We start from the raw sequence: 22,801 nt of genomic DNA on the forward strand, positions 1-22,801 counted from the left end.
TACCCAGGTTTCGGTTTTTTGCGTTCAAGCATAAGATCATCCGGCGTAGGAAAAGCTTGTTATAGTACTATGCGAAGTGAAGTAAAGGATGGTGATACATATATGATGGAAGAAACATGGGTTGTTGCCGTACGGTCTATTATTGCCTTTCTGACCCTGATCATCTATACAAGGGTGCTGGGCAAACAACAGATGGGTAACTTGACGTATTTTGATTACATTAACGGTATCACAATCGGTTCCATTGCGGGGACTTTTGCAACCGATCTCTCGTCCAAGGCGTGGATTCATTTTGTGGCCTTGACCATCTTCACAATCATTACGATCATCTTTCAGTATATTACGCTGAAAAATCGCACCATCTCCAAATTAATGGACTCTGATCCCACATTGATCATCCAGAACGGTAAAATTCTCGAACAGAACTTGAGTAAAATGCGAGTCAAATTTGACGAATTGACCATGATGCTGCGGCAAAAGGATGTATTTGATATTACAACGCTAGACTATGCCATTCTGGAACCGGACGGCAGCCTCTCGGTTGTTTTAAAACCTGAGAATCAGCCGGTAACCGCCAAAGACATGCATATGCATCCGCCCAAGAGCAAGCTGATGACCGAGATTATCATTGATGGCCTGCTGATTAAGCAAAATTTGGAGGAAAGACACAAAGATATCAACTGGCTCAGTGAGCAGCTGAAAAAGCAAAAGATCACGATACAGGATATTGCTTTTGCCGCCATATTGCCCAATGACAAATTGTATGTTGATCTGTTCGAAGATAAAATCACCGAAAAAATCGATATGGGCGATTATGAGGGGCCTTTCTAAATTCTTTACATCAAGGAGGCGGTTGAATGAAAACGCGTTTCTGGTTGCTATATGTGCTTCCGATCTTCCTCATTCTTGTGTTCGTTGCAATTATGGCTAGCGGAGCTTTTCTCAAAAAGCCCTTTGGCACTGATGATCGCTTGCTTGAATCTATACAAATATTAGAGAAACAGGTTGAGAATAAAAAATGGACTGAAGCCACGTCTCAAGTTAATTACGCAATGAAGGCCTGGGATAAAATCGTTAACCGAATCCAGTTCAGTGTGGAGCGTGAAACGATATATGATATTCTGGGCACCCTTGCTCGGATCAAGGGCGGCGTTGCGGCAGAGGATGATAAGGCGATTATGGAAGAGGTTTATTACTTTTATGTCCTATGGGATAATCTTGGAGATTAGGTTCAATATCTTTAATATCAGACTTTAATATCAGATGTAAGTCCAAAAACAAAAGGCACTATCCTTTTATGAAGAAAGGAAGTGCCTTCTTTGCTTTGATATAACTTTATATCCGTTACGCTCTTCGTAATCCCCGAGACCGTGACGGTCGCGAAGTGCCTTCTTTGCGGAAAAAGAGACCGAGTGCTCCCTTGGCACACCACAGTGCAAACAAAGCGAACAACGTGCCCCAGAACAGCGCCGGAAGGAATGTCTGCTGAGCGAGATTCGCTGCATCCCCTGCCCGTGAAGGCTGAGTCCAGGACATAAATCCAACGTATACCGCACTAACAACCGACTCTTCCAGCGTAAGAAACGCCAGCAACAGATAATAGAACTTCACGATCTTGGCACCAAAAATCATAATGACCACATTCAGAACGATGAACCCGGTAAGCCATAACATGCCGAACTCCCCTCTTACATATAACAGGAGCGACACCAGAGCGACAGCCGTCATAATACCGAGTCCCCACATGTGCAAGCCTTTGCGGTATAAGTAGAACAACAGCAAGGCGAACAGTGATGCACTGATATATCCTGCCAGAGAAACCAGGATCGATCTGCCTGGCGTCAGCATGGATGAGTAAGTTACACCACTATGATCAGCGTACAATTCAATGCGCAGCACTTTACCGGATAATACCAGTGTCATTAGTGCATGACCGAATTCGTGAATCATCGTATCCAGATTACGGAACAAGGACGAAAATGGGATGAGTCGTGTAAGAAAGACGGAGCCTAGTAGAAAAAGTATCGTTTTGACCCACTTATTCAATCGTTGTATACCTCCTTTACCTTCAAGTAAACAAGCCTTTCCTTTATACTACGCTTTTTTCACTCGATTTGTTTCGACTTCCGAACTGTAAGGCACAGTGCTCCATCCACCAGCAGAAGCTCCGATTGTGTCCAATGAAAAAAGAAGATAGATCATAGCGGCCTTTTTCGGCCTCTAGCGTAACGAGCAGTCGATTCCGCATCCGACGGAGCGCGTAGTGCACGAATTGATCTGCAACTTCACTTTGTACAAGGGTAACATAAGCATAAAGGGAATGATCGACAGGTTCATCAAGCGGACTCACCCCTGCACATGAAAATTCCGTCCTCACGCCCGCACTCTGAAGTATGGACAATGCCTTCACGAGTTCGGCATCAACTTCAACACCGTTCCAAATCTCTGTTTTTTTCGCGGATACCGTATGTTTATCACGTTCCGTCCAGTGCATCAGCTCCAGCTTCCGCCGTCTCCACAGATGGGCAGGCTGTTCACTTAACAGCACTTCATGTTCCTCATTTAAACTCATGCAATGTGTCCTCCTGTTCTCCTCGATCCGGTCACCTTGTTCAACAAAGAGAGAGCACATCCCTGTGCTCTCTGCTTTGCAAAAAGGCAAAAGAATGGCGATCCATTCCTCAGCATGTTGTATTATTGTACCTTTTTCGGTGAAAGGCATCAAACTGATCTTTTATTATTCGTTCAGCGCCAGTTTCAGTGCCTCCAGATTCTGTCTCATCACGCCAATGTAGTCCATTCCCGCCGCAATTTCTTCCTCGGTGAGTCCCTCAATTGGATTCAATACAGCCGTTTTGGCTCCCACTTCACTCGCGATCGTCTCAGACACTTTGGATGAAACCAGTGTTTCGAAGAAAATGATCTTCACCTGATGCTCTTTCGCAAAATCAATAACAGATGCCATCTGCGCTGCCGAAGGTTCTTGCTCAGGAGACAATCCTGCGATGGGCACCTGTTGCAATCCATATTCCTTGGCAAGGTAGCCAAATGCAGCGTGTTGTGTGATGAAATCCTTGCGTTTGCTATCCGTCACAGCCGCCTTGAAGTCCTGATCCAGTGACTCCAATTGAGCAACATAGGCATCTGCATTTTGCTTGAACTGTTCAGCATGTTCCGGGGCAGCCTGCGCCAAACCTGCTTCAATATTGCGCACTTCTTTTACAGCCAATGCAGGTGACAGCCATACGTGGGGATCGAGTCCACCGTGATCGTGATCATGACCTGCTTCTGCCTCGGCGCCATGATCATGGTCGTGTTCTTCTGTAGTCGCTTCATTCGCATGTTCATGATCGTGGTCATGTTCTGTTGCCTCTGAATCTTCATGATGGTGATCATGCTCTCCACCTTCAAGCAGGTTGATGTCCTTGCTTGCTTCCACCTGAATGAGCGAAGCGTTGCTTAGACTTCCGGTGACCTGATCAATCCATGATTCCATCCCCGCACCGTTGTATACAAGCACATCCGCTTTTTCAATGCTGGCAATATCTTGTGGTGTAGGCTCCCAATCATGGGGCTCCATTCCTGCTGGAACGAGTGTATGCACATCGGCCAGATCACCTGCCACATTTTTGGTGAACTCATACATCGGGTAGAAGCTGACCTGCACGTTTAATTTTTCGGTTTCCGTCTCGACTGGAACGGAAGTGCCTGTCGAAGCTGTATTTGCATCAGAAGCGGATTTTTGTCCGCAGCCTGCGACGATAAGTGTGAGACTGAACAACAATCCGAGCGTAGCTTTTTTACTGAATTTCATGTGATGTATTCCTCCTAGAATGGTTGACCAGAATGACGTGCTGTGATTTCGTTTCTTTACGGTGACGCTTGCGGTTATATCGTGCAATCAGCTTTTGCGCTGATATTCCAGTCAATAGGATGACCAACAGGATGAGTGCAATTGTTCCTCCCGGTGGTGTATTTAGATGGTAAGATGTTGTGAGTCCACTAAAAATACCGATTAATCCTGTAATTACCGCGACAATAATCGCTGCTGTAAAACTGTGAGACACTCTCAGTGCCAAGGCAGCAGGTAATACAATGAGAGCAGACACCAGCAACACACCGACGATCGGCATGGCTGAAGCTACAGTCATTCCTGTCAGAATGGCAAATGCAAACGATAAACCTCTCACCTGAACGCCTCCAATGGAAGCTGTCTCTTCATCAAACGTAAAGTTATACAACGGTCTCCGGAGCAGGATGAAAAAAAGTAAACCTATGACACATACTCCTGCCATCATCCACAATTGTATATCGCTAACCGCGACAATAGATCCGAATAAGTATGAGCTGAATGTTTTGGACAGATTGGTTTTGAGACTCATCAACACCACAGCAAGAGCCAGTCCCGAAGTCATGATGATCGCCACAGGTACCTCACTGTAGGTTCGGTAACTTCGCCGTAGTTGTTCAACCAGTAATGCACCGATAATTGCAATGGCGAATCCGCAGATCACGGGGTTAAGATTCATGACCGAACCGAGCGCAACCCCTGCCAGTGAGACATGGGATAACGTGTCCGCCATAAGGACCTGCCGCCTGAGCATCAGATAGACCCCAAGAATTGGAGCGATGACTCCAATCAGTCCACCTGCCCAGAAGGCACGTTGCATGAATTCGTACTCAAACACTGCCATTCCTCACTTTCTTGCCGCTCCAGAGTAATCGTTCGGTCCAATCGATCTCCCATCTCTTCCAGTCCATGAGTAACCATAATAATCGTTAACCCATGAACATCAACATAGTGGCGCATCAGATTGTAAAATCCTTCACGGCTATGGCGGTCCATTCCCGTTGTTGGCTCATCCAGTACTAGAACCTGCGGTTGCCCAGCCATACCTCTTGCAATACAGATCCGTTGCTTCTGTCCACCAGACAGCTCACCGACGCGTGTATTCCGATAATCCCACATACCAACTTCCCGCAGACTGCGTTCAACGATGGCATCCTGCTCTGCTGTGAATCTGGGGAATAATCCCAGCCTGGTGTAACATCCGGACCGGACCAGTTCATTCACCGTACTGGGAAATCCACTATTAAACGATGCCACCTGCTGGGGCACATAACCGATATTGGACTTGTTCCCACGTTTCAACTGCGGATTCATATGTATCGTGCCGCTCCAGGGCTTCAATAGCCCTAGTAGCAGCTTTAACAGGGTCGTTTTGGCAGAACCATTGGGACCTGTGATGCCTATGAACTCTCCCACATGGATATCCAGCGACAGTTGATCAATGACCGGCTCTTTGCCATAACCAAATACAACATCACGCATGGAGGATAGTATCATACCTTCCCCTCTTTTCGTAAATATTACGATTTAAAAACAACAAAAAATTTTATCTGGTTTCCCGGTGGATCGTCATTTTCTTCAAACGTGGGGAGTACTTCTTCATCTCAAGTCTCTCTGGATGGTTACGTTTGTCCTTGGTTGTTGTATAGTTGCGGTCCCCGCACTCGGTGCAGGCTAAAGTTACAATGACTCTCATGGTGGTTGCCTCCTCATATTTAATCGTAATTATTACTATTTAATGATATTAGTCTATAGCTTTTCTTTTGTCAACTCCATATCTGTTACAGTAAAATTTTGTATGCACAATATAATTTCATATGATATACTTCTTTGGTATCATTATACTTTACCTACGGAGGAACTAGATGAAGATCAAAAAATCAACTTTTATTGGGTCATTGGTAGCATGCAGTTTGGCTTTCGGTGCCCTGGGTGTAGCAGCTTCAAACGGAATTCAAGATATTGAAGCAGCACTCGACAGCAACATTAGCTTTAAAGTAAACGGTTTGTCTTGGACACCCAAGAATGAAGCTGGAGACAAACTGAATGCACTGGTATATGACGGTGATGTATACTTGCCTGTAAGTACCACAGCAGAAGCACTCGGAGCCAACGTATCTTTGAATGTTAGCAACAAAGTTGTAAGTATCACTAATTCAGGTAGCGGTAAGTCCAGCAGTTCGAGTAGTAATAACAGCAGTACAGGTACCAAAGGTTCTGAAGATTCAAGTAAACCAAGTAGTTCAAGTAACTCAAGCACTTCTGGCTCAATCAAGATGACTGGAACTGACGCTCAGATGATAGTCAAATTGCAGAAAGAATCTTTAACATTGATCAAAATGTATGGTAAAGCACTTAAAACAGGTAGCACTAGTGAATTTGATAAATACATAGATGCTAAAGTTATTGAAAATCCCGAGATCGATATTTTTGATCTGGGTAAGCAATCCCAGAAAGATAAATTTAAGACTACAGTCAAAGGTATCATTGCAGCAAATGATAAAAAAACGCTGACTAAATATGCAGATCAGTTGATTAATGTGAAATCAGCTGATGTTAAAGTGATTGCAATGAATGATAAAACCAAAACAAGACACAGTTACAAAGCCATTTATTATCCACAAGGATGGACGGGTTCCTATGGAGTGTACCTTACCTTTGTGTTTAGTCCGCAAAAAAGTGGCAACGGTGATTTTTATCTTGGCGATTTGTACTTTAGCTAAAGTCCTTAATGCAATATAATCATTGATCTTCAGGGGCACTATTGCACTTGAAGATCTTTTCTTTTCACTTCAACTCCACGCTGGAAAAGGATCTTTCAGTTCACGCCAGTTCATCAACATCTCCTCCTCCGTAAGAAGGGTCTCATCCAATGTACGTTCAATCTCCGCCCGGTCCATGTCAATGCCGATGAACACTAATTTGGTTACCCGGTCATCCCACTCATCATCCCAGTCCGGTATGCTTGGCAGCGTGTCGCCAAAATGAAGTTCCCTTTCCTCCTCACTCATCGCACCTACCCATATTCCTGCTGGCGCAAGCTGCTTCGGTATGTTGCCGCACGTACAAGCATATATTTTAGCAAAGTCCTAGTTGTGGAGGTCTGTTTCATGAAAATGGCAGCCAATCTGAAGCTCCTGTCCTTGCTGATTCCTTGTGCATTTCTTGTTCCTGTGTTGATCACAATGGCTCCAGACCTGAAGGAAGCATGGAACAGTGAAGCTTTGCAAAATATGAAAACCGTATTCATAGGTATTTTCCTTGAAGCCGCACCTTTTCTGCTCATGGGTGTGCTGTTGTCCTCGCTCATGCAGTGGTTCGTATCCGAAGAAATGGTCCGCAGACTCACGCCCAAAAATCCGATCGGTGGTGTGCTGGTTGCAGGGCTACTCGGTATTATTTTTCCCATCTGTGAATGTGGCATGATCCCGGTAGTGAGAAGGTTGATGCACAAAGGCATGCCAGCCTATATCGCAGTGACGTTCATCCTGAGTGGTCCCGTAGTCAATCCCATCGTATTTACCGCAACTTTGCTTGCCTTTCCCTCCCATCCTGAGATTACCATTGCCCGTATGGGACTGGCCTTTGCTGTAGCAGCTTCCATAGGCATGCTCGTGTATGTGTTTGTTCGTCGAAATCCCCTTCGGATGCCAAAAGTCGCAGTGACAGAGGTTAAGACACATCCTGGGTTTAAAATGGCGCAACCTCATGCTCATGCACACGCAAACGCTCATGATCATAACCATGTAAAAAACTGGCGTAGCTTCTTCATCCACGCCGGAGATGAATTTGTCGATATGAGCAAATATCTGGTGATCGGTGCCTTGATTACAGCCTGCATCCAGACATTCATTAGCCGTAGCGATCTGATCTCACTTGGTAATGGTCCTGTTGCCTCTTACGTGTTCATGATGGGATTTGCTTATGTACTGTCTCTCTGCTCTACGTCCGATGCTTTTGTGGCTTCTGCGTTCTCACATACGTTTGCACTTGGGCCGCTGGTATCCTTCCTTGTACTTGGTCCAATGCTGGATTTCAAAAGCACGCTCATGTTGCTCTCAACCTTCCGTACTCGGTTTGTTATAGGTTTAAGTCTAGCGATTATCACACTCGTCTTCGCCGGCTCGTGGTTGATTAACCTGCTGGTATAAAGGTTGAGCAACATACTTCGTGGCCTGAATAGTTAATCACATGAACTTTCATACTGACTATGAATAGAGATGAGGTGATGATTATGAACCACACTGGCTATACGATGACCAAACCCCCAGTTCCAAGATCACACGTCATCCAATGGCATAACCTGATCCGTGCGGTATGGATCGGCGGGCTTGCGGTATACATTATTCACTTGAATTCAAGTGACTCGCTTCATTATTATTTGGCTCCTACCATGCAAAAACTGCTGTTATGCTGTCCTGTTCCCTTATTGTTTATTGCCGTTATCATGGCGTGGCACGGACTGTTCGGCAGAAACGAGGTTCATTGCGACTGTGAACATCCACCACCCTCGGGGTTCCTTCGTAGCTTAATGGTATATGGTCTGATTGCCATACCCTTGTTGCTGGGGTTTCTGTTACCTGATCGGGCTCTCGGCAGTTCCATGGCCAGTCAGAAAGGAATGTCTCTCACTTATGCCCCTCCCGAGATTCGTCGCAAAGAGCCTTTACCTGATCCGGCAACGCAATTAAATGTACAAGATCTCACGCAAAAACCAACGGCTGTTCAGTCTGCATCGGCCACCAAAGTACAATTCATTCCCCCAGACAAGTATAGTCGCGAATTCGCTGAACTGGCGGAGAAGTTGTATGCAGAACAGGTCATCCGAGTCTATCCTGAGATTTTCTCTGAAACACTCGGTACGATCGACATGTTCCAGCGACAATTTGCAGGCAAAGATATCTCGTTAACCGGATTCGTCTATCGTGACAAAAGCATGGATCATGAATCACATTTTGCACTGGGACGATTTCTCGTCATGTGTTGCCCCGCTGATGCGGCTCCCTTTGGTGTGATGATTCACATCCCAGAAGCGGATAGCTTCCCTACAGATAGTTGGGTGCAAATTGATGGCAGCATCGGCTCTGCACAGGTGAACGGTAAGGATACGATTGAGATTCGGGCAACAAAGGTGACAGCTGTATCCCAGCCAGCCACGCCTTACATTTATACGAGTGCAGATTCGGTAATGGCGTATGAGCAAATAAAGAACCAATAATCGCTAGTGACTAACAGCATGCTCTTCAACGACAAAAAAGCCCCAAAGCTATGGATTACATCGCTTTGGGGCTTTCATGCTCAGTCAGACATGAGATTACATCTCGTCTGCTCTGATTGTATTATTCCGTTACGATATCATGAACCAATACAGGCGCATCGGCATGATCCGCAATTGTAATGTTTTCTTTGATCTTCGCGATGACGTCTGCTACGTCTTCACGATTGGCATGGATCGTTACGAGGGACTCACCCGCTTTGACTGGGTCACCCACTTTTTTGTTCAGCATCAGACCAACCGCGAGATCGATCTCAGACTCTTTTGTTGCACGGCCTGCGCCGAGCAGCATTGCTGCAGTTCCGATTTCGTCAGCAACGATTCCGGCAACATAGCCGTCTTTGTCTGCTGGCACTTCAACCAGGTATTGTGCTTGTGGCAAACGATCTGGATGATCCACAACCGAAGCGTCTCCGCCTTGGTTTGCCAGGAAATCTTTGAATTTCTCCAGTGCTTTACCGTTCTGGATCACTTCTTTCAATTTCTCCTCAGCGTGCTCCAAGGAATCTGCCTTGCCAGCAAGGAATACCATCTGACGTCCAAGAGCCAGACACAATTCTTCCAGATCTTTTGGACCTTTACCTTGCAGCGTAAGGATGGCTTCTTTCACTTCAAGAGCGTTACCAATTGCCAGACCCAGTGGTTGGGACATATCGGAGATAACAGCCATCGTTTTACGTCCAACATTGTTACCGATGCTTACCATGGCATGTGCCAATTCTTTAGCATCTTCCGTTGTTTTCATGAATGCACCAGCACCCGTTTTAACATCCAATACGATTGCATCTGCACCTGCTGCAATTTTCTTGCTCATGATGGAGCTGGCGATCAGTGGAATGGAGTTAACGGTAGCTGTTACGTCACGCAGTGCATAGAGCTTTTTGTCTGCTGGCGTCAGGTTACCACTTTGTCCGATAACTGCAACCTTGTGTTCGTTTACGAGACGAATGAACTCTTCTTTTTCAAGCTCTACGTGGAAACCAGCAACGGATTCCAGCTTGTCTGTTGTGCCACCCGTATGACCAAGTCCACGTCCGGACATTTTGGCAACAGGAACATCCAACGCAGCAACGAGCGGAGCGAGTACCAGTGTCGTCGTATCGCCCACACCTCCTGTGGAGTGCTTGTCTACTTTGATGCCTTCGATTGCGGATAGATCAATCGTATCACCAGAGTTCACCATTGACATGGTCAGGTCGGCGCGTTCTTTGTCTGTCATATCTTTGAAGAATACGGCCATCGCCCAAGCGCTGACTTGATAATCCGGGATCTCTCCTTGTGTGTAGCCTTGAACAACAAAATCAATCTCAGCCGTTGTCAGTTCTTTTCCGTCGCGTTTCTTAGCAATAATGTCTACCATTCTCATGATGATCTCTCCTCGGGTAAATGATTTGTATAGAACACTTTGTGCAGCAACCGTTTCGGTCCCGGATCGTTCCTTTGATCGCTGTTGTCTCCAAGTTTTTTTGATCCATTTTGCAATGGGGAAAACTCGGAGACAAAGGCGAACGCTTTGCTTCTTCAGAATCGATTCCGGGTCCTTCACTCCGTGCTTAAAACAAAAGTTTCGATTAAAATCAAAATTATTATTTAATAACAATTACAGTGTGATTGCTGTGTCCAGGGCAACTACCATCATGTCGTTGAACGTTTTTTGACGCTCTTCGGCAGATGTTTCTTCGCCTGTCAGCAAGTGGTCACTTACCGTCAGGATCGTCAGTGCGTTAACACCAAACTTGGCAGCGATGGTGTACAATGCTGTTGTTTCCATCTCTACGCCGAGTACGCCGTGTTTCATCAACTTCTCGGTTACGGAACGGTCATCGCGGTAGAAAGAATCGGAGCTGAATACGTTACCAACGTGAATCTTCATACCTTTAGCTGTTGCACGGTCATATGCTTCTTTCAGCAGGGAGAACGTAGCGATTGGTGAGAAGTCATATCCACCGAATACGTGCTTGTTCATGCTGGAATCCGTACAAGCTGCTTGTGCAAGGATGACGTCACGTACACGTACATGCTCCTGCATACCGCCACAAGTACCCACACGGATCAGGTTTTTTACGCCATATTCGCTGATCAATTCGTTAGCATAGATTGCGAAGGACGGAATACCCATCCCTGAACCTTGCACCGAAATCCGGTGTCCTTGATATGTACCTGTGTAACCGAGCATTCCACGAACTTCGTTGTAACATACAACATCTTCGAGGTACGTATCTGCAATATATTTCGCGCGTAAAGGGTCTCCTGGCAATAGGATCGTTTCTGCGATATCCCCGGGTTTTGCTCCAATATGTGTACTCATGAATGAATCTCCTCCAGTTATACAAATTAGTCTATTATACTGGCAGGACCGGAGCAGCCCAAGCTACTCCGACCTCCCCTATCCAGTTTTGAAAAACTTATTTCAAATCCTTCAGGAAGCTGGTGCCGTATTCCGGCATTTTCACTCCAAAGTTCTCGGCTACGGTTGCGCCAAGGTCAGCAAATGTGCTGCGCAGATCAAGCTTTTTGCCCTCGCTGAAGCGCGGAGAGTAGGCAAGTAGTGGTACATATTCACGTGTATGGTCTGTACCGCGGTATGTTGGATCGTTACCATGGTCAGCTGTGATCAGCAGCAGATCATCATTGGTCATTTTGGCAAAAATCTCTGGCAGCCGCGCATCATAGTCTTCAAGTGCCTGAGCATAACCTTGCGGATCACGACGGTGACCGTACAGGGCATCAAAATCAACCAGGTTCAGGAAGCTGAGTCCAGTGAACTCTTCATCCATCGTTTCGGACAACTTGTCCATGCCATCCATGTTAGAGACGGTACGAACAGCCTTGGTTACACCTTCGCCATCATAGATATCTGCGATTTTACCCAAAGCAATCACATCAAATCCACCATCTTGCAGTTCATTCATAACAGTACGACCAAAAGGTTTGAGTGCATAGTCATGACGATTTGCAGTACGTTTCCAGTTACCCGCTTCACCTACAAATGGACGTGCAATAATGCGGCCGAGCATATACGGATCTTCAAGTGTAATCTCACGGCAGAACTCACAGATCTCATACAGCTCTTTCAGTGGAACAACGTCCTCATGTGCTGCAATTTGCAGAACCGAATCGGCGGATGTATATACGATGAGCGCGCCAGTTTCAACATGCTCTGCACCCAGCTCATCCAGAATTTCAGTGCCGCTGGCCGGTTTGTTACCAATTACTTTGCGGCCCGTTTTCTCTTCAATGCGCTGAATCAACTCATCGGGAAAACCATTCTCGAACACACGGAAAGGTGTATCAATGTAAAGACCCATCAGCTCCCAGTGACCTGTCATTGTGTCTTTGCCTCTGGATGCTTCCTGCATCTTGGTGTAATACGCTTTAGGTGCATCCGCTACAGGGACACCCTCAATTTCTTTGATGTTGGACAGTCCGAGACTGGCCATATGAGGCATTTTCAGACCTCCGCGTTCACGTGCAATGTGACCGAAGGTATCTACATCAAAATCATCAAATTCTGCTGCATCCGGCGCTTCGCCGATCCCTACAGAATCCATAACGATCAGATGTACTCTTTTGAATGTTGACATAACCTAAGCACTCCTTCCAATAATCCGGTTTACAAGAACAGTCCAGTAATGATCGCTGACAGCACGCTGACAAGCGAAGCACCGTAAAGCAGTTTCAGACCGAAGCGGGCGACCACATTACCTTGCTTCTCATGGAGTCCCTTCACCGCACCAGCAATGATACCGATGGAGGAGAAGTTGGCGAACGACACGAGGAAGACAGATACGATACCCGTTGTTCTGGCAGACATTGCAGTCTCCTTCAAATTAAGCATAGCTACGAATTCGTTGGATACCATTTTGGTTGCCATAATACTTCCTGCCTGAATCGCTTCTTTCCATGGAACACCCATGATGAAGGCAAATGGTGCAAACACATAACCAAGTAGCTCTTGGAACGAAATGCCAAGCACCGCGCTGAAAATTCCGTTAACAAGTGCGATCAAGGCAACAAAACCGATTAACATCGCAGCTACGATGATAGCAACTTTGAATCCATCCAGGATGTATTCGCCAAGCATTTCGAAGAAGGACTGTTTCTCCTCTTCCTGTACTTCCAATATATCTTCTTCCTCTGTAACCTCATAAGGATTCACAATCGAAGCAATGATAAAACCGCCAAACAGGTTCAGTACAAGAGCTGTAACCACATATTTCGGCTCGATCATGGTCATATAAGCACCAACAATCGACATCGATACCGTGGACATCGCCGAAGCACACAAGGTGTACAGCCGATGTTTTGGCAACAACCCAATTTGTTTTTTCACAGAAATGAACACTTCAGATTGCCCCAATACAGCCGAAGCAACCGCGTTATATGATTCCAGTCTGCCCATTCCGTTGATTTTGCTTAATACCAGACCAATATATTTTATAACAAAAGGCAAGATTCGGATATACTGCAATATCCCAATGAGTGCCGAGATGACAACAATCGGCATCAATACGCTGAGGAAGAACGGTGCCCCCCCGCTCTCTGCACCTACGGTAGTTAAACCCCCAAATACAAATGCGATACCTTCATTCGCATAGTCGAGTAAACTTTTAAATACGGTCGCGAAACCGCCAATTAAAAAAGTACCCACTCCTGTATTCAACAGAGCATAAGCTAGTATAACTTGCAAAACAATCATGATAGCCAGCGGCCGGTAACGTATCTGCTTTTTGCCGTTGCTTGCGATATAAGCCAGTCCAAAAACAACGAGTAAGCCGATAATGGCAATTAGAAATTTCATTTGAACTCTCCTTTGAAGGTAGTTAAGCCGGATGTGAATCAGCTCAAAGGTTTTTCATGCGTGTAATGAAATAAACCTTTCAGAAAATAAGTAAAGCGCTTACAACAAATTCGTTTTATATCAATTTTCATGCTAAAAAATAAAAAGGCTTTTCAGGCTTGAATCTTGTTCTCCATATTAATGTTTAACATGAAGAACAAGTCCACTCCCGTAGGCGAAGCCTAGATGTTATCTAACGAGTCAGATTCCAACGAATTAATAAGAAGATGTAGACTGACCACCCTGCATGATCTTCACGCCAGAGCTTGCACCAATACGAGTCGCACCCGCTTCGATCATTTTTTGCATATCTTCCAGGCTACGTACGCCACCGGAAGCTTTAACGCCAACATCAGGACCTACAGTACGACGCATCAAAGCGATATCTTCTGGCGTTGCTCCACCTGTGGAGAAACCTGTAGAAGTTTTAACAAAATCAGCTCCAGCTCGCACAGCTGCCTGACAAGCACGTACTTTCTCTTCATCCGTCAACAGACAAGCTTCAATAATAACTTTCACCAAAGCTTTACCCGCAGCCGCTTCAACGACAACACGAATATCTTGTTCAACGTAATCATCTTTGCCATCTTTCAAAGCACTAATGTTGATGACCGTATCGACTTCAGTTGCACCTTTAGCAATCGCATCTTTCGTTTCGAAAGCTTTTGTCTCCGATGTAGATGCTCCCAGAGGGAAACCAATAACGGTGCAGATATCTACGCCAGTACCCTGCAACTGCTCAGCAGCATAAGCAACCCAGCCTGGATTAACACATACGGAAGCAAACTGGTATTGCTTCGCTTCTTCGGTTAACTTGGCCATTTCACTTTGCGTTGCGTCCGCACGAAGCAACGTATGGTCGATCATTTTCGCTAATTGTGGTGTAGTCAATTGAATCTCTCCCTTATCTGAACTAGTTATTTTCTATACACTTACACTAACATGAACATATGTAAAAATCAACTTGAACTTTTGTTCACAGTTACACTTACAGTTCATCTTCGTTATATTTTCTGCCTAAAAAAGAAAAACATCCGCCCTTTTTGCGTGGCAGATGTTGTCATCCATATCCATTTGAAATCAGAATCGCAGTAATGCCTGTGCTGTGTACTGGTCCGTAACCAGAATATTCGCGTAATGACCTTTGAGCGCGGCGTGAATGGCTTCAATTTTGCGTTGTCCCCCGGCAACAAGAATTGATTTTTCCTTATTTCTCAATTCGGCTAGATCAATTCCAACGGTTCTGTTGTTAATCTCTTCACTGATCAACTGACCTTCCGCGTCGAAAAAGCGTGAACAAATGTCACCTGCACCGGAGTTCATCAGCAATTGTTGTTCTTCTTCATTGAAGTAACCGAGCCTGAACAGTAACGCATCTTCCTTCACAGTACCTACGGTAAATAACGCGATGTTAGCCTGTCTGCCAAGTTCCACGATTCTGCCGATATGCCGATCCGCTTCTACCATGTTTTTCACTTCAATGTTGTCGAAAATAACGGGCAGTGGCAGATACCTTGGTACCGTATGGAATGCCTCAGCGAACAAATGAACAATCTCAGCGGCATACGTATTGACATGGGAGTGGCTTACGCCCCCCTTCAATTGAACGACTTCGACACCTTTGACCTGCTTGGGACGAAGCTGGCGTGCTACGGCATGCATGGTTGTTCCCCAAGTCACCCCGATAATATCTGCATCCTGAACCGTCTCCTGAAGATAGTCTGCTGCTCGTTTGCTAATATGCTTCTGTATTTCCTCATCACTTTTCAATGGGGCAAAACACACAAGTGCCGTATCCAGATCATATTTCGACTTAAGTTCTCCGGCAATGATGTCGATATCCTCCAGCGGGTCCATAATTTCAATCCGGACGTATCCGCGATCTTTCGCGTACTGAAGTAACCTTGATACGGTTGGACGCGACACGCCTAACCTTGCGGCAATATCCTGCTGGCTATAATCGGACTGATAATACAATTTCGCTGCTTCAATGCTTAATCGTTGCTTCTCCAGATCCATTCCCATGTGCGCTCATCTCACTCATCCTATTGTCTTTGGAAAATAAATACTCGTCCTGTATATTATACATGGATTGAGTATCTGGTCACCATATAACATCCAATTCAGTATCATGATCAATCCATACATATCCCTTTCTGACGTATAAAACGGGGGAAACGATGCATACTACTGCGGTCGCTTCATCATTGCCAAGATCGCTTCACCCCATTAATCGCACAGAGAGGAAGAACTACATGTCTACCTTATTGTATATTACTGCCCATCCTCATGATCATGAAACCTCCTTCAGCATGGCTACGGGCAAAGCATTTATTGATGCTTATCGTGAAAGTCACCCTTCTGATGAGGTCGTTCACCTCGATCTGTATCGTTCGGATATTCCGCATATCGATGCGGATGTCTTCAGTGGTTGGGGCAAACTGCAATCGGGCAGTGATCTGACTTCCGAAGAGCAGACCAAAGTAAACCGTTTGAATGAACTGTCGGATCAATTTGCCTCAGCAGATAAATATGTTTTTGTAACACCGATGTGGAACTTCTCGTTTCCTCCTATTCTGAAGGCTTACGTGGACTCGATCTGCGTAGCTGGCAAAACATTTCGTTATACCGAACAAGGTCCTGTTGGACTGCTGTCTGACAAAAAAGCGTTGCATATTCAAGCCCGCGGCGGCATTTATTCCGAAGGACCAGCGGCTCAGATGGAATCCGGTCACCGTTACCTGAGCATTATCATGTCATTCCTCGGTGTGCCGAAGCTTGATGGCATTTTTGTTGAGGGGCACAATCAATATAAAGATCGTGCGGATGAAATCAAGCAACAAGCTATCGAGCAGGCAACTACTTTCGCAAAACAGTTTTAATAGAAGTAGTTCAAAAAGTCCGCTTTTGAACACTCACTTAAAGTGTAGTAAACAATTAAAACATAAACAAAACCCGCGTGCGACCCAGGAGATAATCCCAGGGAACACGCGGGTTTTCAATGTATAATCAACCTAGAGCTTATTGATGTCCAGCGCTGGCACGGCTCATGGTTTCAAGTTTACGTGTGATCGCATGACGGTCTACTTTCAATCCCCAGATCATTTCAATAATCTGCTCTTTCTCCTCAGGACTGTCGGCATGCTTCAATTGCATTAACAGATCATGCATTTGTTCATTAATGCCTTCGAATTGAATCCATAAATCCTGTCTTACCTCTTTGGAATCCAGATGATGATTCGCATCGACTTCTTCCTTCAATGCTTGCAGAATAGCATCTTTCCATTCGTCATCACCTAGCTGTTTCGCAATGTTCAGGAGATCCAGATAATCGTCAACAAGAAGTGAGTTCAATTCAGCATGTGTTTTCATCGTTTATTGCATCCCCTTTTCGTCTATTTACCAAGTATTATACTCGGTATTTTAGGATATGCAATAGCTGTCGGAAAAAGTTGATTTATGTAGCCTGTCCCTTCAACCTGTGAACAAGCAAATTACACAAGACAAAACCGATCAAAACATACACACCGATCATCCCCACAATGCCTATCCATCCAAAATGACTGTAAAGCAGTCCACCTCCTGTTCCACTTACGCTTGAACCAAGATAGTAGAAAAATAAATACAACGCATTAGCCTGGGATTTGTGCTGAATAGCCACAAGTCCAACCCAGCTGCTTGCGATGGAATGACCGCCAAAGAAACCAAAGGCAAACAGGGCGAGTCCGATAATTTTGACCCAAAGCGCTGGATGAACGGTACAGACTGCACCAGCCAGAATAATTCCCAGCGCGATTCCAAGCACATGTGACCTGCCATACCGATCTGCCAGCCTGCCCATCCAGGTGCTGCTTACCGTGCCCATCAGATATACCACAAAAAGACTTCCAACGATAGACTGGCTCAGATGATAGGGTTCACCCGTTAATTCAAAACCGATATAGTTGAACAGGGTCACGAATCCCCCCATCAGGAGAAAACCGAGTCCATACAGGCATAACAGCCTTGGATTGCGACATTGTGACCACAAAAGAGGTATTGGATTTTTGAATCCAGGTGCAGCTTTGACAAAATGACGGGATGGCGGGATAACAAGCCAAAAAATAACGGCTGCACACAGTCCAAGAATACCAATGAAACCCACAGCAGCGCGCCAACTGAACCAATCTGTCACCACACCGCTGATGAAACGGCCGGCCATGCCTCCTATCGAATTGCCACTGATATATAGGCCCATAGCATAACCAAGACTTCTAGGTTCAATTTCTTCTGACAAATATGTCATGGCTATCGCTGGCAACCCCGCGAGTGCCACACCCTGGAGAATACGAAGCAGAAGAAGCTCCGTATATCCCGGGCTGAATGCGCTGAGCAAAGCAATAACAGAAGATATCACCAGTGCAGCTGTCATTATAAAGCGTCGGCCCACAGAATCAGACAAGGACCCGATGAACAGCATCGTCAGTGCCATGGCGATCGTTGTAACGGATAACGTAAGACTGGCGTGTGCCGGCGTAATGGAGAATGCATTGCTAATCTCAGGCATCAGGGGCTGGAGGCTGTAGAGCAAAGCAAAAGTGACAAAACCTCCGGCGAACAGTGCAAGGCTAATGTTACGAAACGTCTTAGTTCCCTGCTGAATCATGGATGTTCCAACTTTCCCAGTAAGAAAGCTTCTTGGATCGACTGTGGTCTGATCGCTGGTCAGTGAAGCCTTCCATCTATCGTTATTTAGTGAACAATTTCCGCTCCATATGGGTCAGAAACTCATAACCATCTGGCGTTACAACAATTGTATCCTCGATTTGGAAGCCACCAGCACCTAGCTCGTAATATGGCACCTCAACACATAACACCATACCGGGCTCCAGTATCCGCTGGTCACCCGGGGAAAGGGTTATATCGTCGTACAGTTCCAACCCGATGGCATGTCCGACATGCTGACGTCGGTAATGCGGAATCCCTTCACGTTGTACGCGAGATACTGCCGCATGGAATACTTCCGACGCCTTGACGCCAGGGCGCACCGTTTCAAGTGCCGTCTCCCATCCACTTTTGACTGCATCAAAATGCTTTTTCATCCAGGCGGTAGGCTCCCCTGCAACAACCGTACGGCCCGTATCTCCCCAGTAACCTTCCAGCTGTAGGCAAAGATCGAAACGGATCTGATCTCCGGTCTCAATCGTATGAAAATAATTTTCGATGAGTGGCAACGCACTACGTGGCCCTGCCCCTACCGCTGTCATTGCCGGAGTTCCACCTGCTCTCATCACAGCCAGACGATAATGATCGGCAAGTTGCTTCTCATGAACACCTGCAGCAATCAGGTCAATTAGTTCCTGTTCAATCCGTTCATTTAATTGGGCAGCCTGACGCAGTTGCTCGATTTCAAAAGGTGTCTTGACCAGACGGATTTCTCGGAACAGCTTATATGCAGGAATTACCGGTCTGTCAGGAGCCTCCTCCTTGATTCTCGTCAGAATATCGGGAGCGATCCGCATCTCATCGATTCCAATCGGCTGATATTCGATCTCAAGCTGTTTTAATGCAGCCTTGAGTGCTTCAACAGGACCTGGATGAATAACCGTCGTTTGCAGGAGAGAATAAAAGAGATCAATGTCGTCAGTGGAAGGTTTGCCTTCAATTGAACCTTCCACGAAGAAATCACTGTAGGCAAATATATCTACCCCCGTAATACCGAACTGGGCTACAACGCCTAACCGATTCGTCGGAATGACGATACAAGGCTTTGCAGATCTGTCGGCAGGTAAAACCGCATAAATCTGCATGGTCCAGTTGCTTGCACGCAGCTGGGACCCGATGACATAGTGAATGTTCTCTGGAGTAGTTGCAATCAGGGCGCTTAGCCCCTGAGTTTTCATCACTTCTTCCGCCCGCTCCCGGTTCAGACCTGAGCTATGGGATAGATGCTGTGAATTATTCATTTTGATCCAGACCTCCTTTTGTTTTCCTGCGACCAAACAAACTTTCAAGTCCTGGTACAGAGCGCAAAACTAGTTTAATCGTGATAAACAGAGCCAGCGCAAACGCGATCAAAACAACAGATACCACGGCTATCGTTGGGTCCTGCCATTTCTCCATATACAGGAATAGCTGTATTGGCAACGTGTAGCTGTCCTGACGGAGCAGCAACAGTGCAGCCTCGACCTGATCTAAAGTGAAGACAAAAGCGATTGACCCTGACAGAAGCATGGATAGTCGGAGCTGTGGAAGTGTAATCGTGAAAAAAATACGCATCGGCCCTGCACCAAGGTCCGCGGCAGCTTCCCGATGAGCCGGGTGCAGATTGGCTAACGCACTGCCCACAATAGTGAGCACAAATGGAAGTACAATGACCGCTTCACCCAAAATAAGTGCAAACAATCCACCTGCAATATGCATTTTCGAGAATAAAATCAGGTATGCGATACCTAGCGTAATTTTTGGCATAACCATCGGAGATACAAAAAATGCCCTTAAGATACCCGAGCCCGGGAAAGGGTATTGCACGATTGCTAGCGCAGCAAGCGTACCTGTAATCAAAGCCAGCAGAACCGCCCCTGTAGAAGCAATAAGGCTGTTCTTGAATGCATCGAGAAACTGGGTCTGCTCACTCAGATTGGCATACCATTTCAAGGTGAGACCTTCCGGGGGAAATTTGCTGGCTGAACCTGAGCCTACAGATGTCAACATAATCATCAGCAGTGGCAGCAGCAAATAAATCGCTACGGCACCCACAAAGATGTAGAGTAACAGCTTGGTGCCCCTGTTCGACTTAACCATATGCCTGACCACCCTTACGGGAACGACGGAACATCAACGTTTCTGCTCCTTTATTCACAAGCAACGAAACAACAATGGAAGACACAAGTAAAAACAGGCTGGCAACCGCAGCCATCGGCCAGTTGGTGTCCAAGGTTCGCTGGTATATAAATACCGGAAGTGTCATGACTCTTCCCCCGCCGATCAGTTGAGGTGTGGTGAACGCGGTGAGGCATAGGGTGAACACAATCTGTACCCCGCTTGCAATACCTCTTGCCGATAAAGGCAGGGTAATGGTCAGGAATGTTCTCCAGCTGCCCGCCCCCAGATCCTGAGCAGCTGCCTTTAAGGAAGCGTCACTTTGGGACAGTACATTCAGGATCGGAAAGACCATAAATGGCAGGAAAATATGGACAAGGGCCACGACAACACCTGTCTCGTTGTATATCATGCTGAACCCTTCCTCGGTTAGCCCCAGACGGATGAACAGCCAGTTCATGAAGCCCTGTTTGGACAACAAAAGCTGCCATCCGTAAGAACGCACAACCGCACTGACCAGTAGCGGAAGAAACGTGAGCAGCAACAACAATTGCTTCATGCCAGGTTTCTTTAGACCCGCAATGCAATACGCCAGTGGGTAGGCAAGCAGAAGACTCCATAGCGTAACCTTGAAGGCAATCCGAAACGTTGTGCCAATCAGCTTCCAATAATAAGGATCAGACAGAAACGCACGATAGGCCCCCCAATCCCAGCCCCGAATAAGCTTTCCATTCTCATACATATCAAAGCTATATCTGCCAAAGATCAGCAACCCACCAAGATAAACGATGCCCATCAGTGCAAGCGCAGGCAACAGAAGCAGCAACCGGGTTACCCATGTGCGGTTTCCAAAGGAATACAGATTCACGATCCGTTCCGCGATCCGGTTCATATTCCTGCCCTCTGTACACGGTCATGCATGGGTTCGGATAACAAGAGCGCGTCCTCCGGATCAAAGCCAATCTGTATCGGCTCACCTGGACTATAACGTGAGGCTCCCCGCTGATGCAGCACACTGGCCTGAACTAGAAAACCCTCAGAAATTTGCACGTTGTATCGAATATTTGCTCCGCCATACACCGCTTCAATCACGTGTCCATCCAGCTTGTTCAGGCAATGAGTTGCATCTTCTCCAAGTCGAATATACTCATTGCGGATCGATAAGGAATGTCGTGCTCCCGCTTTCGGTACAGCATTGCCATCACTGACTTTCACCAGTAATGGGTTGCCGAAGCATTCCACCCGAATTCCATTCACATCATGTCCCAGCACTTCCGTCTCAAAGAGATTGGTATCTCCAATAAACTTGGCCACGAAACTATCGGTCGGTCTTTCATAGATTTCATCAGGGGTTGCGTATTGCAGCAGCCTTCCATCGCGCATAACGCCAATTCGGTCAGACATATTCATGGCTTCACTCTGATCATGCGTTACAAAGATAAACGTTCCGCCGAATTCACGCTGGATGCGTTTCAGTTCACGCTGCATATTAAGACGCAGCTGCATGTCCAATGCCGAGAGAGGTTCATCAAGCAGCAGCACTTCGGGTCTGTTGATCAGTGCGCGAGCAATGGCGACGCGTTGGGCCTGCCCCCCGGACAGCTCGGATACAGCACGCCTGCCATAGTCTCCGAGCTGGACTAGATCAAGCATTTCACCTACCTGCCGTTGGATATCGGCTTTTGGTAACTTCTTCACCTTTAGCCCATAGGCAATGTTGTTGAATACATCCATATGAGGGAACAGCGCAAGCTGCTGAAAAATCATATTGCTATTGCGTCCATAAGCCGGGATGCCAGTAACATCCCGAGCTCCCAGCATAATGGTGCCCTGATCCGGCTGCTCAAGTCCGCCAAGCATGCGAAGCAGTGTTGTTTTGCCACAGCCACTCGGACCAAGCAAGGAAACGAATTCCCCCTTTTTCACTTGGAGTGTTACTTGATCAACGGCGGCTCGCTCACCATAAGTCTTCGTGACTTCCCTTGTTTCAATGGATATGGTCTCTTGTCCGCTGCTCATCTCTGATTCCCTCCCA

The 22,801-nt window shown here is 46.4% G+C and carries 25 protein-coding genes; 6 read left to right on the plus strand and 19 right to left on the minus strand.

The features are described from left to right. Window positions 1-102: 102 nt before the first annotated feature. Complete coding sequence (locus J2Z28_RS09530; protein ID WP_244988206.1) at window positions 103-831, plus strand: DUF421 domain-containing protein; 729 nt, start codon at window positions 103-105, stop codon at window positions 829-831. 26 nt (window positions 832-857) lie between these two features. Beyond that, window positions 858-1,229 (plus strand): DUF4363 family protein, encoded by a 372-nt coding sequence (locus J2Z28_RS09535; RefSeq protein WP_211082174.1) that lies wholly within the window; start codon window positions 858-860, stop codon window positions 1,227-1,229. A 115-nt stretch (window positions 1,230-1,344) separates the two neighbouring features. Here the strand turns inward: J2Z28_RS09535 and J2Z28_RS09540 are convergent, their stop codons facing one another. From J2Z28_RS09540 to rpmG, 6 genes are all read right to left on the minus strand, one after another. Beyond that, on the minus strand, window positions 1,345-2,046 hold the full coding sequence (locus tag J2Z28_RS09540; RefSeq protein WP_211082176.1) for a M50 family metallopeptidase: 702 nt from the start codon (window positions 2,044-2,046) through the stop codon (window positions 1,345-1,347). Between the two features lie 43 nt (window positions 2,047-2,089). Next, the gene (locus tag J2Z28_RS09545; RefSeq protein ID WP_211082178.1) at window positions 2,090-2,572 is read right to left on the minus strand and encodes a hypothetical protein; all 483 of its coding nucleotides are present in this window, start codon (window positions 2,570-2,572) and stop codon (window positions 2,090-2,092) included. Between the two features lie 165 nt (window positions 2,573-2,737). Next, window positions 2,738-3,814, minus strand: coding sequence for a metal ABC transporter substrate-binding protein (locus J2Z28_RS09550; RefSeq protein ID WP_211082180.1), 1,077 nt, complete (start codon window positions 3,812-3,814; stop codon window positions 2,738-2,740). Beyond that, window positions 3,801-4,694: a metal ABC transporter permease gene (locus J2Z28_RS09555; protein ID WP_211082182.1), complete on the minus strand. Its 894-nt coding sequence runs from the start codon at window positions 4,692-4,694 to the stop codon at window positions 3,801-3,803. Before J2Z28_RS09555 ends, J2Z28_RS09550 begins: the two co-directional genes overlap by 14 nt. After that, on the minus strand, window positions 4,640-5,347 hold the full coding sequence (locus J2Z28_RS09560; protein WP_211082190.1) for a metal ABC transporter ATP-binding protein: 708 nt from the start codon (window positions 5,345-5,347) through the stop codon (window positions 4,640-4,642). The genes J2Z28_RS09555 and J2Z28_RS09560 overlap by 55 nt, the downstream gene beginning before the upstream one ends. A 49-nt stretch (window positions 5,348-5,396) precedes the next feature. Then, window positions 5,397-5,546 carry a 50S ribosomal protein L33 gene (gene rpmG / locus J2Z28_RS09565; protein ID WP_211082192.1) on the minus strand — a complete coding sequence of 50 codons (150 nt, stop codon included), beginning with the start codon at window positions 5,544-5,546 and terminating at the stop codon, window positions 5,397-5,399. A gap of 169 nt (window positions 5,547-5,715) precedes the next feature. On the opposite strand from rpmG, the gene J2Z28_RS09570 reads away from it, so the two are divergent. Continuing rightward, window positions 5,716-6,573, plus strand: coding sequence for a stalk domain-containing protein (locus J2Z28_RS09570; RefSeq protein WP_074095366.1), 858 nt, complete (start codon window positions 5,716-5,718; stop codon window positions 6,571-6,573). Window positions 6,574-6,642: 69 nt separating this feature from the next. Here the strand turns inward: J2Z28_RS09570 and J2Z28_RS09575 are convergent, their stop codons facing one another. After that, window positions 6,643-6,861, minus strand: coding sequence for a GTP-binding protein (locus tag J2Z28_RS09575; RefSeq protein ID WP_211082194.1), 219 nt, complete (start codon window positions 6,859-6,861; stop codon window positions 6,643-6,645). 99 nt (window positions 6,862-6,960) lie between these two features. On the opposite strand from J2Z28_RS09575, the gene J2Z28_RS09580 reads away from it, so the two are divergent. Together J2Z28_RS09580 and J2Z28_RS09585 are read left to right on the plus strand one after the other, a co-directional pair. Next, complete coding sequence (locus J2Z28_RS09580; protein WP_211082201.1) at window positions 6,961-8,001, plus strand: permease; 1,041 nt, start codon at window positions 6,961-6,963, stop codon at window positions 7,999-8,001. Between the two features lie 83 nt (window positions 8,002-8,084). After that, window positions 8,085-9,068 (plus strand): TIGR03943 family putative permease subunit, encoded by a 984-nt coding sequence (locus J2Z28_RS09585; RefSeq protein ID WP_211082203.1) that lies wholly within the window; start codon window positions 8,085-8,087, stop codon window positions 9,066-9,068. A 121-nt stretch (window positions 9,069-9,189) separates the two neighbouring features. Here J2Z28_RS09585 and J2Z28_RS09590 read toward each other — a convergent pair whose 3' ends face one another. From J2Z28_RS09590 to J2Z28_RS09615, 6 genes are all read right to left on the minus strand, one after another. Then, on the minus strand, window positions 9,190-10,491 hold the full coding sequence (locus tag J2Z28_RS09590; RefSeq protein WP_211082205.1) for a pyrimidine-nucleoside phosphorylase: 1,302 nt from the start codon (window positions 10,489-10,491) through the stop codon (window positions 9,190-9,192). Window positions 10,492-10,725: 234 nt separating this feature from the next. Further along, window positions 10,726-11,433, minus strand: a complete 708-nt coding sequence (gene deoD / locus J2Z28_RS09595) for a purine-nucleoside phosphorylase (protein WP_017688193.1) — start codon at window positions 11,431-11,433, stop codon at window positions 10,726-10,728. 97 nt (window positions 11,434-11,530) lie between these two features. Next, complete coding sequence (deoB, locus tag J2Z28_RS09600; RefSeq protein ID WP_017688192.1) at window positions 11,531-12,709, minus strand: phosphopentomutase; 1,179 nt, start codon at window positions 12,707-12,709, stop codon at window positions 11,531-11,533. Between the two features lie 29 nt (window positions 12,710-12,738). Continuing rightward, window positions 12,739-13,926 (minus strand): NupC/NupG family nucleoside CNT transporter, encoded by a 1,188-nt coding sequence (locus J2Z28_RS09605; RefSeq protein WP_036613804.1) that lies wholly within the window; start codon window positions 13,924-13,926, stop codon window positions 12,739-12,741. A 255-nt stretch (window positions 13,927-14,181) separates the two neighbouring features. After that, complete coding sequence (deoC, locus tag J2Z28_RS09610; protein WP_036613998.1) at window positions 14,182-14,832, minus strand: deoxyribose-phosphate aldolase; 651 nt, start codon at window positions 14,830-14,832, stop codon at window positions 14,182-14,184. A gap of 213 nt (window positions 14,833-15,045) precedes the next feature. Next, window positions 15,046-15,984: a DNA-binding transcriptional repressor DeoR gene (locus J2Z28_RS09615; protein WP_211082478.1), complete on the minus strand. Its 939-nt coding sequence runs from the start codon at window positions 15,982-15,984 to the stop codon at window positions 15,046-15,048. Between the two features lie 236 nt (window positions 15,985-16,220). On the opposite strand from J2Z28_RS09615, the gene J2Z28_RS09620 reads away from it, so the two are divergent. Continuing rightward, entirely contained in the window at window positions 16,221-16,847 is a 627-nt protein-coding gene (locus J2Z28_RS09620; RefSeq protein ID WP_211082207.1) for an FMN-dependent NADH-azoreductase, read from the plus strand. Between the two features lie 139 nt (window positions 16,848-16,986). Here J2Z28_RS09620 and J2Z28_RS09625 read toward each other — a convergent pair whose 3' ends face one another. From J2Z28_RS09625 to J2Z28_RS09650, 6 genes are all read right to left on the minus strand, one after another. After that, on the minus strand, window positions 16,987-17,337 hold the full coding sequence (locus tag J2Z28_RS09625) for a hypothetical protein (protein WP_036613800.1): 351 nt from the start codon (window positions 17,335-17,337) through the stop codon (window positions 16,987-16,989). An 85-nt stretch (window positions 17,338-17,422) separates the two neighbouring features. After that, on the minus strand, window positions 17,423-18,610 hold the full coding sequence (locus tag J2Z28_RS09630; protein ID WP_211082209.1) for an MFS transporter: 1,188 nt from the start codon (window positions 18,608-18,610) through the stop codon (window positions 17,423-17,425). Window positions 18,611-18,692: 82 nt separating this feature from the next. Continuing rightward, the gene (locus J2Z28_RS09635) at window positions 18,693-19,910 is read right to left on the minus strand and encodes a M24 family metallopeptidase (RefSeq protein ID WP_211082211.1); all 1,218 of its coding nucleotides are present in this window, start codon (window positions 19,908-19,910) and stop codon (window positions 18,693-18,695) included. After that, window positions 19,903-20,748, minus strand: a complete 846-nt coding sequence (locus J2Z28_RS09640) for an ABC transporter permease (protein ID WP_211082213.1) — start codon at window positions 20,746-20,748, stop codon at window positions 19,903-19,905. Before J2Z28_RS09640 ends, J2Z28_RS09635 begins: the two co-directional genes overlap by 8 nt. Beyond that, entirely contained in the window at window positions 20,741-21,658 is a 918-nt protein-coding gene (locus J2Z28_RS09645; RefSeq protein ID WP_076250386.1) for an ABC transporter permease, read from the minus strand. The genes J2Z28_RS09640 and J2Z28_RS09645 overlap by 8 nt, the downstream gene beginning before the upstream one ends. Continuing rightward, window positions 21,655-22,785, minus strand: coding sequence for an ABC transporter ATP-binding protein (locus tag J2Z28_RS09650; RefSeq protein WP_211082215.1), 1,131 nt, complete (start codon window positions 22,783-22,785; stop codon window positions 21,655-21,657). Before J2Z28_RS09650 ends, J2Z28_RS09645 begins: the two co-directional genes overlap by 4 nt. Between the last annotated feature and the right edge of the window lie 16 nt (window positions 22,786-22,801).

The organism is Paenibacillus xylanexedens, assembly GCF_017874615.1.
Classification (GTDB): Bacteria; Bacillota; Bacilli; order Paenibacillales; family Paenibacillaceae; genus Paenibacillus; species Paenibacillus xylanexedens.

What these genes read in the sequence shown, in the direction of transcription:
- J2Z28_RS09645 (WP_076250386.1), bottom strand. Translation starts at nt 21,658, where the DNA reads ATGAACCGGATCGCGGAACGGATCGTGAATCTGTATTCCTTTGGAAAC.
- J2Z28_RS09640 (WP_211082213.1), bottom strand. Translation starts at nt 20,748, where the DNA reads ATGGTTAAGTCGAACAGGGGCACCAAGCTGTTACTCTACATCTTTGTG.
- J2Z28_RS09570 (WP_074095366.1), top strand. Translation starts at nt 5,716, where the DNA reads ATGAAGATCAAAAAATCAACTTTTATTGGGTCATTGGTAGCATGCAGT.
- J2Z28_RS09590 (WP_211082205.1), bottom strand. Translation starts at nt 10,491, where the DNA reads ATGAGAATGGTAGACATTATTGCTAAGAAACGCGACGGAAAAGAACTG.
- J2Z28_RS09620 (WP_211082207.1), top strand. Translation starts at nt 16,221, where the DNA reads ATGTCTACCTTATTGTATATTACTGCCCATCCTCATGATCATGAAACC.
- J2Z28_RS09545 (WP_211082178.1), bottom strand. Translation starts at nt 2,572, where the DNA reads ATGAGTTTAAATGAGGAACATGAAGTGCTGTTAAGTGAACAGCCTGCC.
- J2Z28_RS09530 (WP_244988206.1), top strand. Translation starts at nt 103, where the DNA reads ATGATGGAAGAAACATGGGTTGTTGCCGTACGGTCTATTATTGCCTTT.
- J2Z28_RS09550 (WP_211082180.1), bottom strand. Translation starts at nt 3,814, where the DNA reads ATGAAATTCAGTAAAAAAGCTACGCTCGGATTGTTGTTCAGTCTCACA.
- J2Z28_RS09580 (WP_211082201.1), top strand. Translation starts at nt 6,961, where the DNA reads ATGAAAATGGCAGCCAATCTGAAGCTCCTGTCCTTGCTGATTCCTTGT.
- deoB (WP_017688192.1), bottom strand. Translation starts at nt 12,709, where the DNA reads ATGTCAACATTCAAAAGAGTACATCTGATCGTTATGGATTCTGTAGGG.
- J2Z28_RS09650 (WP_211082215.1), bottom strand. Translation starts at nt 22,785, where the DNA reads ATGAGCAGCGGACAAGAGACCATATCCATTGAAACAAGGGAAGTCACG.
- J2Z28_RS09625 (WP_036613800.1), bottom strand. Translation starts at nt 17,337, where the DNA reads ATGAAAACACATGCTGAATTGAACTCACTTCTTGTTGACGATTATCTG.
- J2Z28_RS09560 (WP_211082190.1), bottom strand. Translation starts at nt 5,347, where the DNA reads ATGATACTATCCTCCATGCGTGATGTTGTATTTGGTTATGGCAAAGAG.
- J2Z28_RS09630 (WP_211082209.1), bottom strand. Translation starts at nt 18,610, where the DNA reads ATGATTCAGCAGGGAACTAAGACGTTTCGTAACATTAGCCTTGCACTG.
- deoC (WP_036613998.1), bottom strand. Translation starts at nt 14,832, where the DNA reads ATGATCGACCATACGTTGCTTCGTGCGGACGCAACGCAAAGTGAAATG.
- J2Z28_RS09535 (WP_211082174.1), top strand. Translation starts at nt 858, where the DNA reads ATGAAAACGCGTTTCTGGTTGCTATATGTGCTTCCGATCTTCCTCATT.
- J2Z28_RS09635 (WP_211082211.1), bottom strand. Translation starts at nt 19,910, where the DNA reads ATGAATAATTCACAGCATCTATCCCATAGCTCAGGTCTGAACCGGGAG.
- rpmG (WP_211082192.1), bottom strand. Translation starts at nt 5,546, where the DNA reads ATGAGAGTCATTGTAACTTTAGCCTGCACCGAGTGCGGGGACCGCAAC.
- J2Z28_RS09615 (WP_211082478.1), bottom strand. Translation starts at nt 15,984, where the DNA reads ATGGATCTGGAGAAGCAACGATTAAGCATTGAAGCAGCGAAATTGTAT.
- J2Z28_RS09555 (WP_211082182.1), bottom strand. Translation starts at nt 4,694, where the DNA reads ATGGCAGTGTTTGAGTACGAATTCATGCAACGTGCCTTCTGGGCAGGT.
- J2Z28_RS09605 (WP_036613804.1), bottom strand. Translation starts at nt 13,926, where the DNA reads ATGAAATTTCTAATTGCCATTATCGGCTTACTCGTTGTTTTTGGACTG.
- J2Z28_RS09575 (WP_211082194.1), bottom strand. Translation starts at nt 6,861, where the DNA reads ATGAGTGAGGAGGAAAGGGAACTTCATTTTGGCGACACGCTGCCAAGC.
- deoD (WP_017688193.1), bottom strand. Translation starts at nt 11,433, where the DNA reads ATGAGTACACATATTGGAGCAAAACCCGGGGATATCGCAGAAACGATC.
- J2Z28_RS09585 (WP_211082203.1), top strand. Translation starts at nt 8,085, where the DNA reads ATGAACCACACTGGCTATACGATGACCAAACCCCCAGTTCCAAGATCA.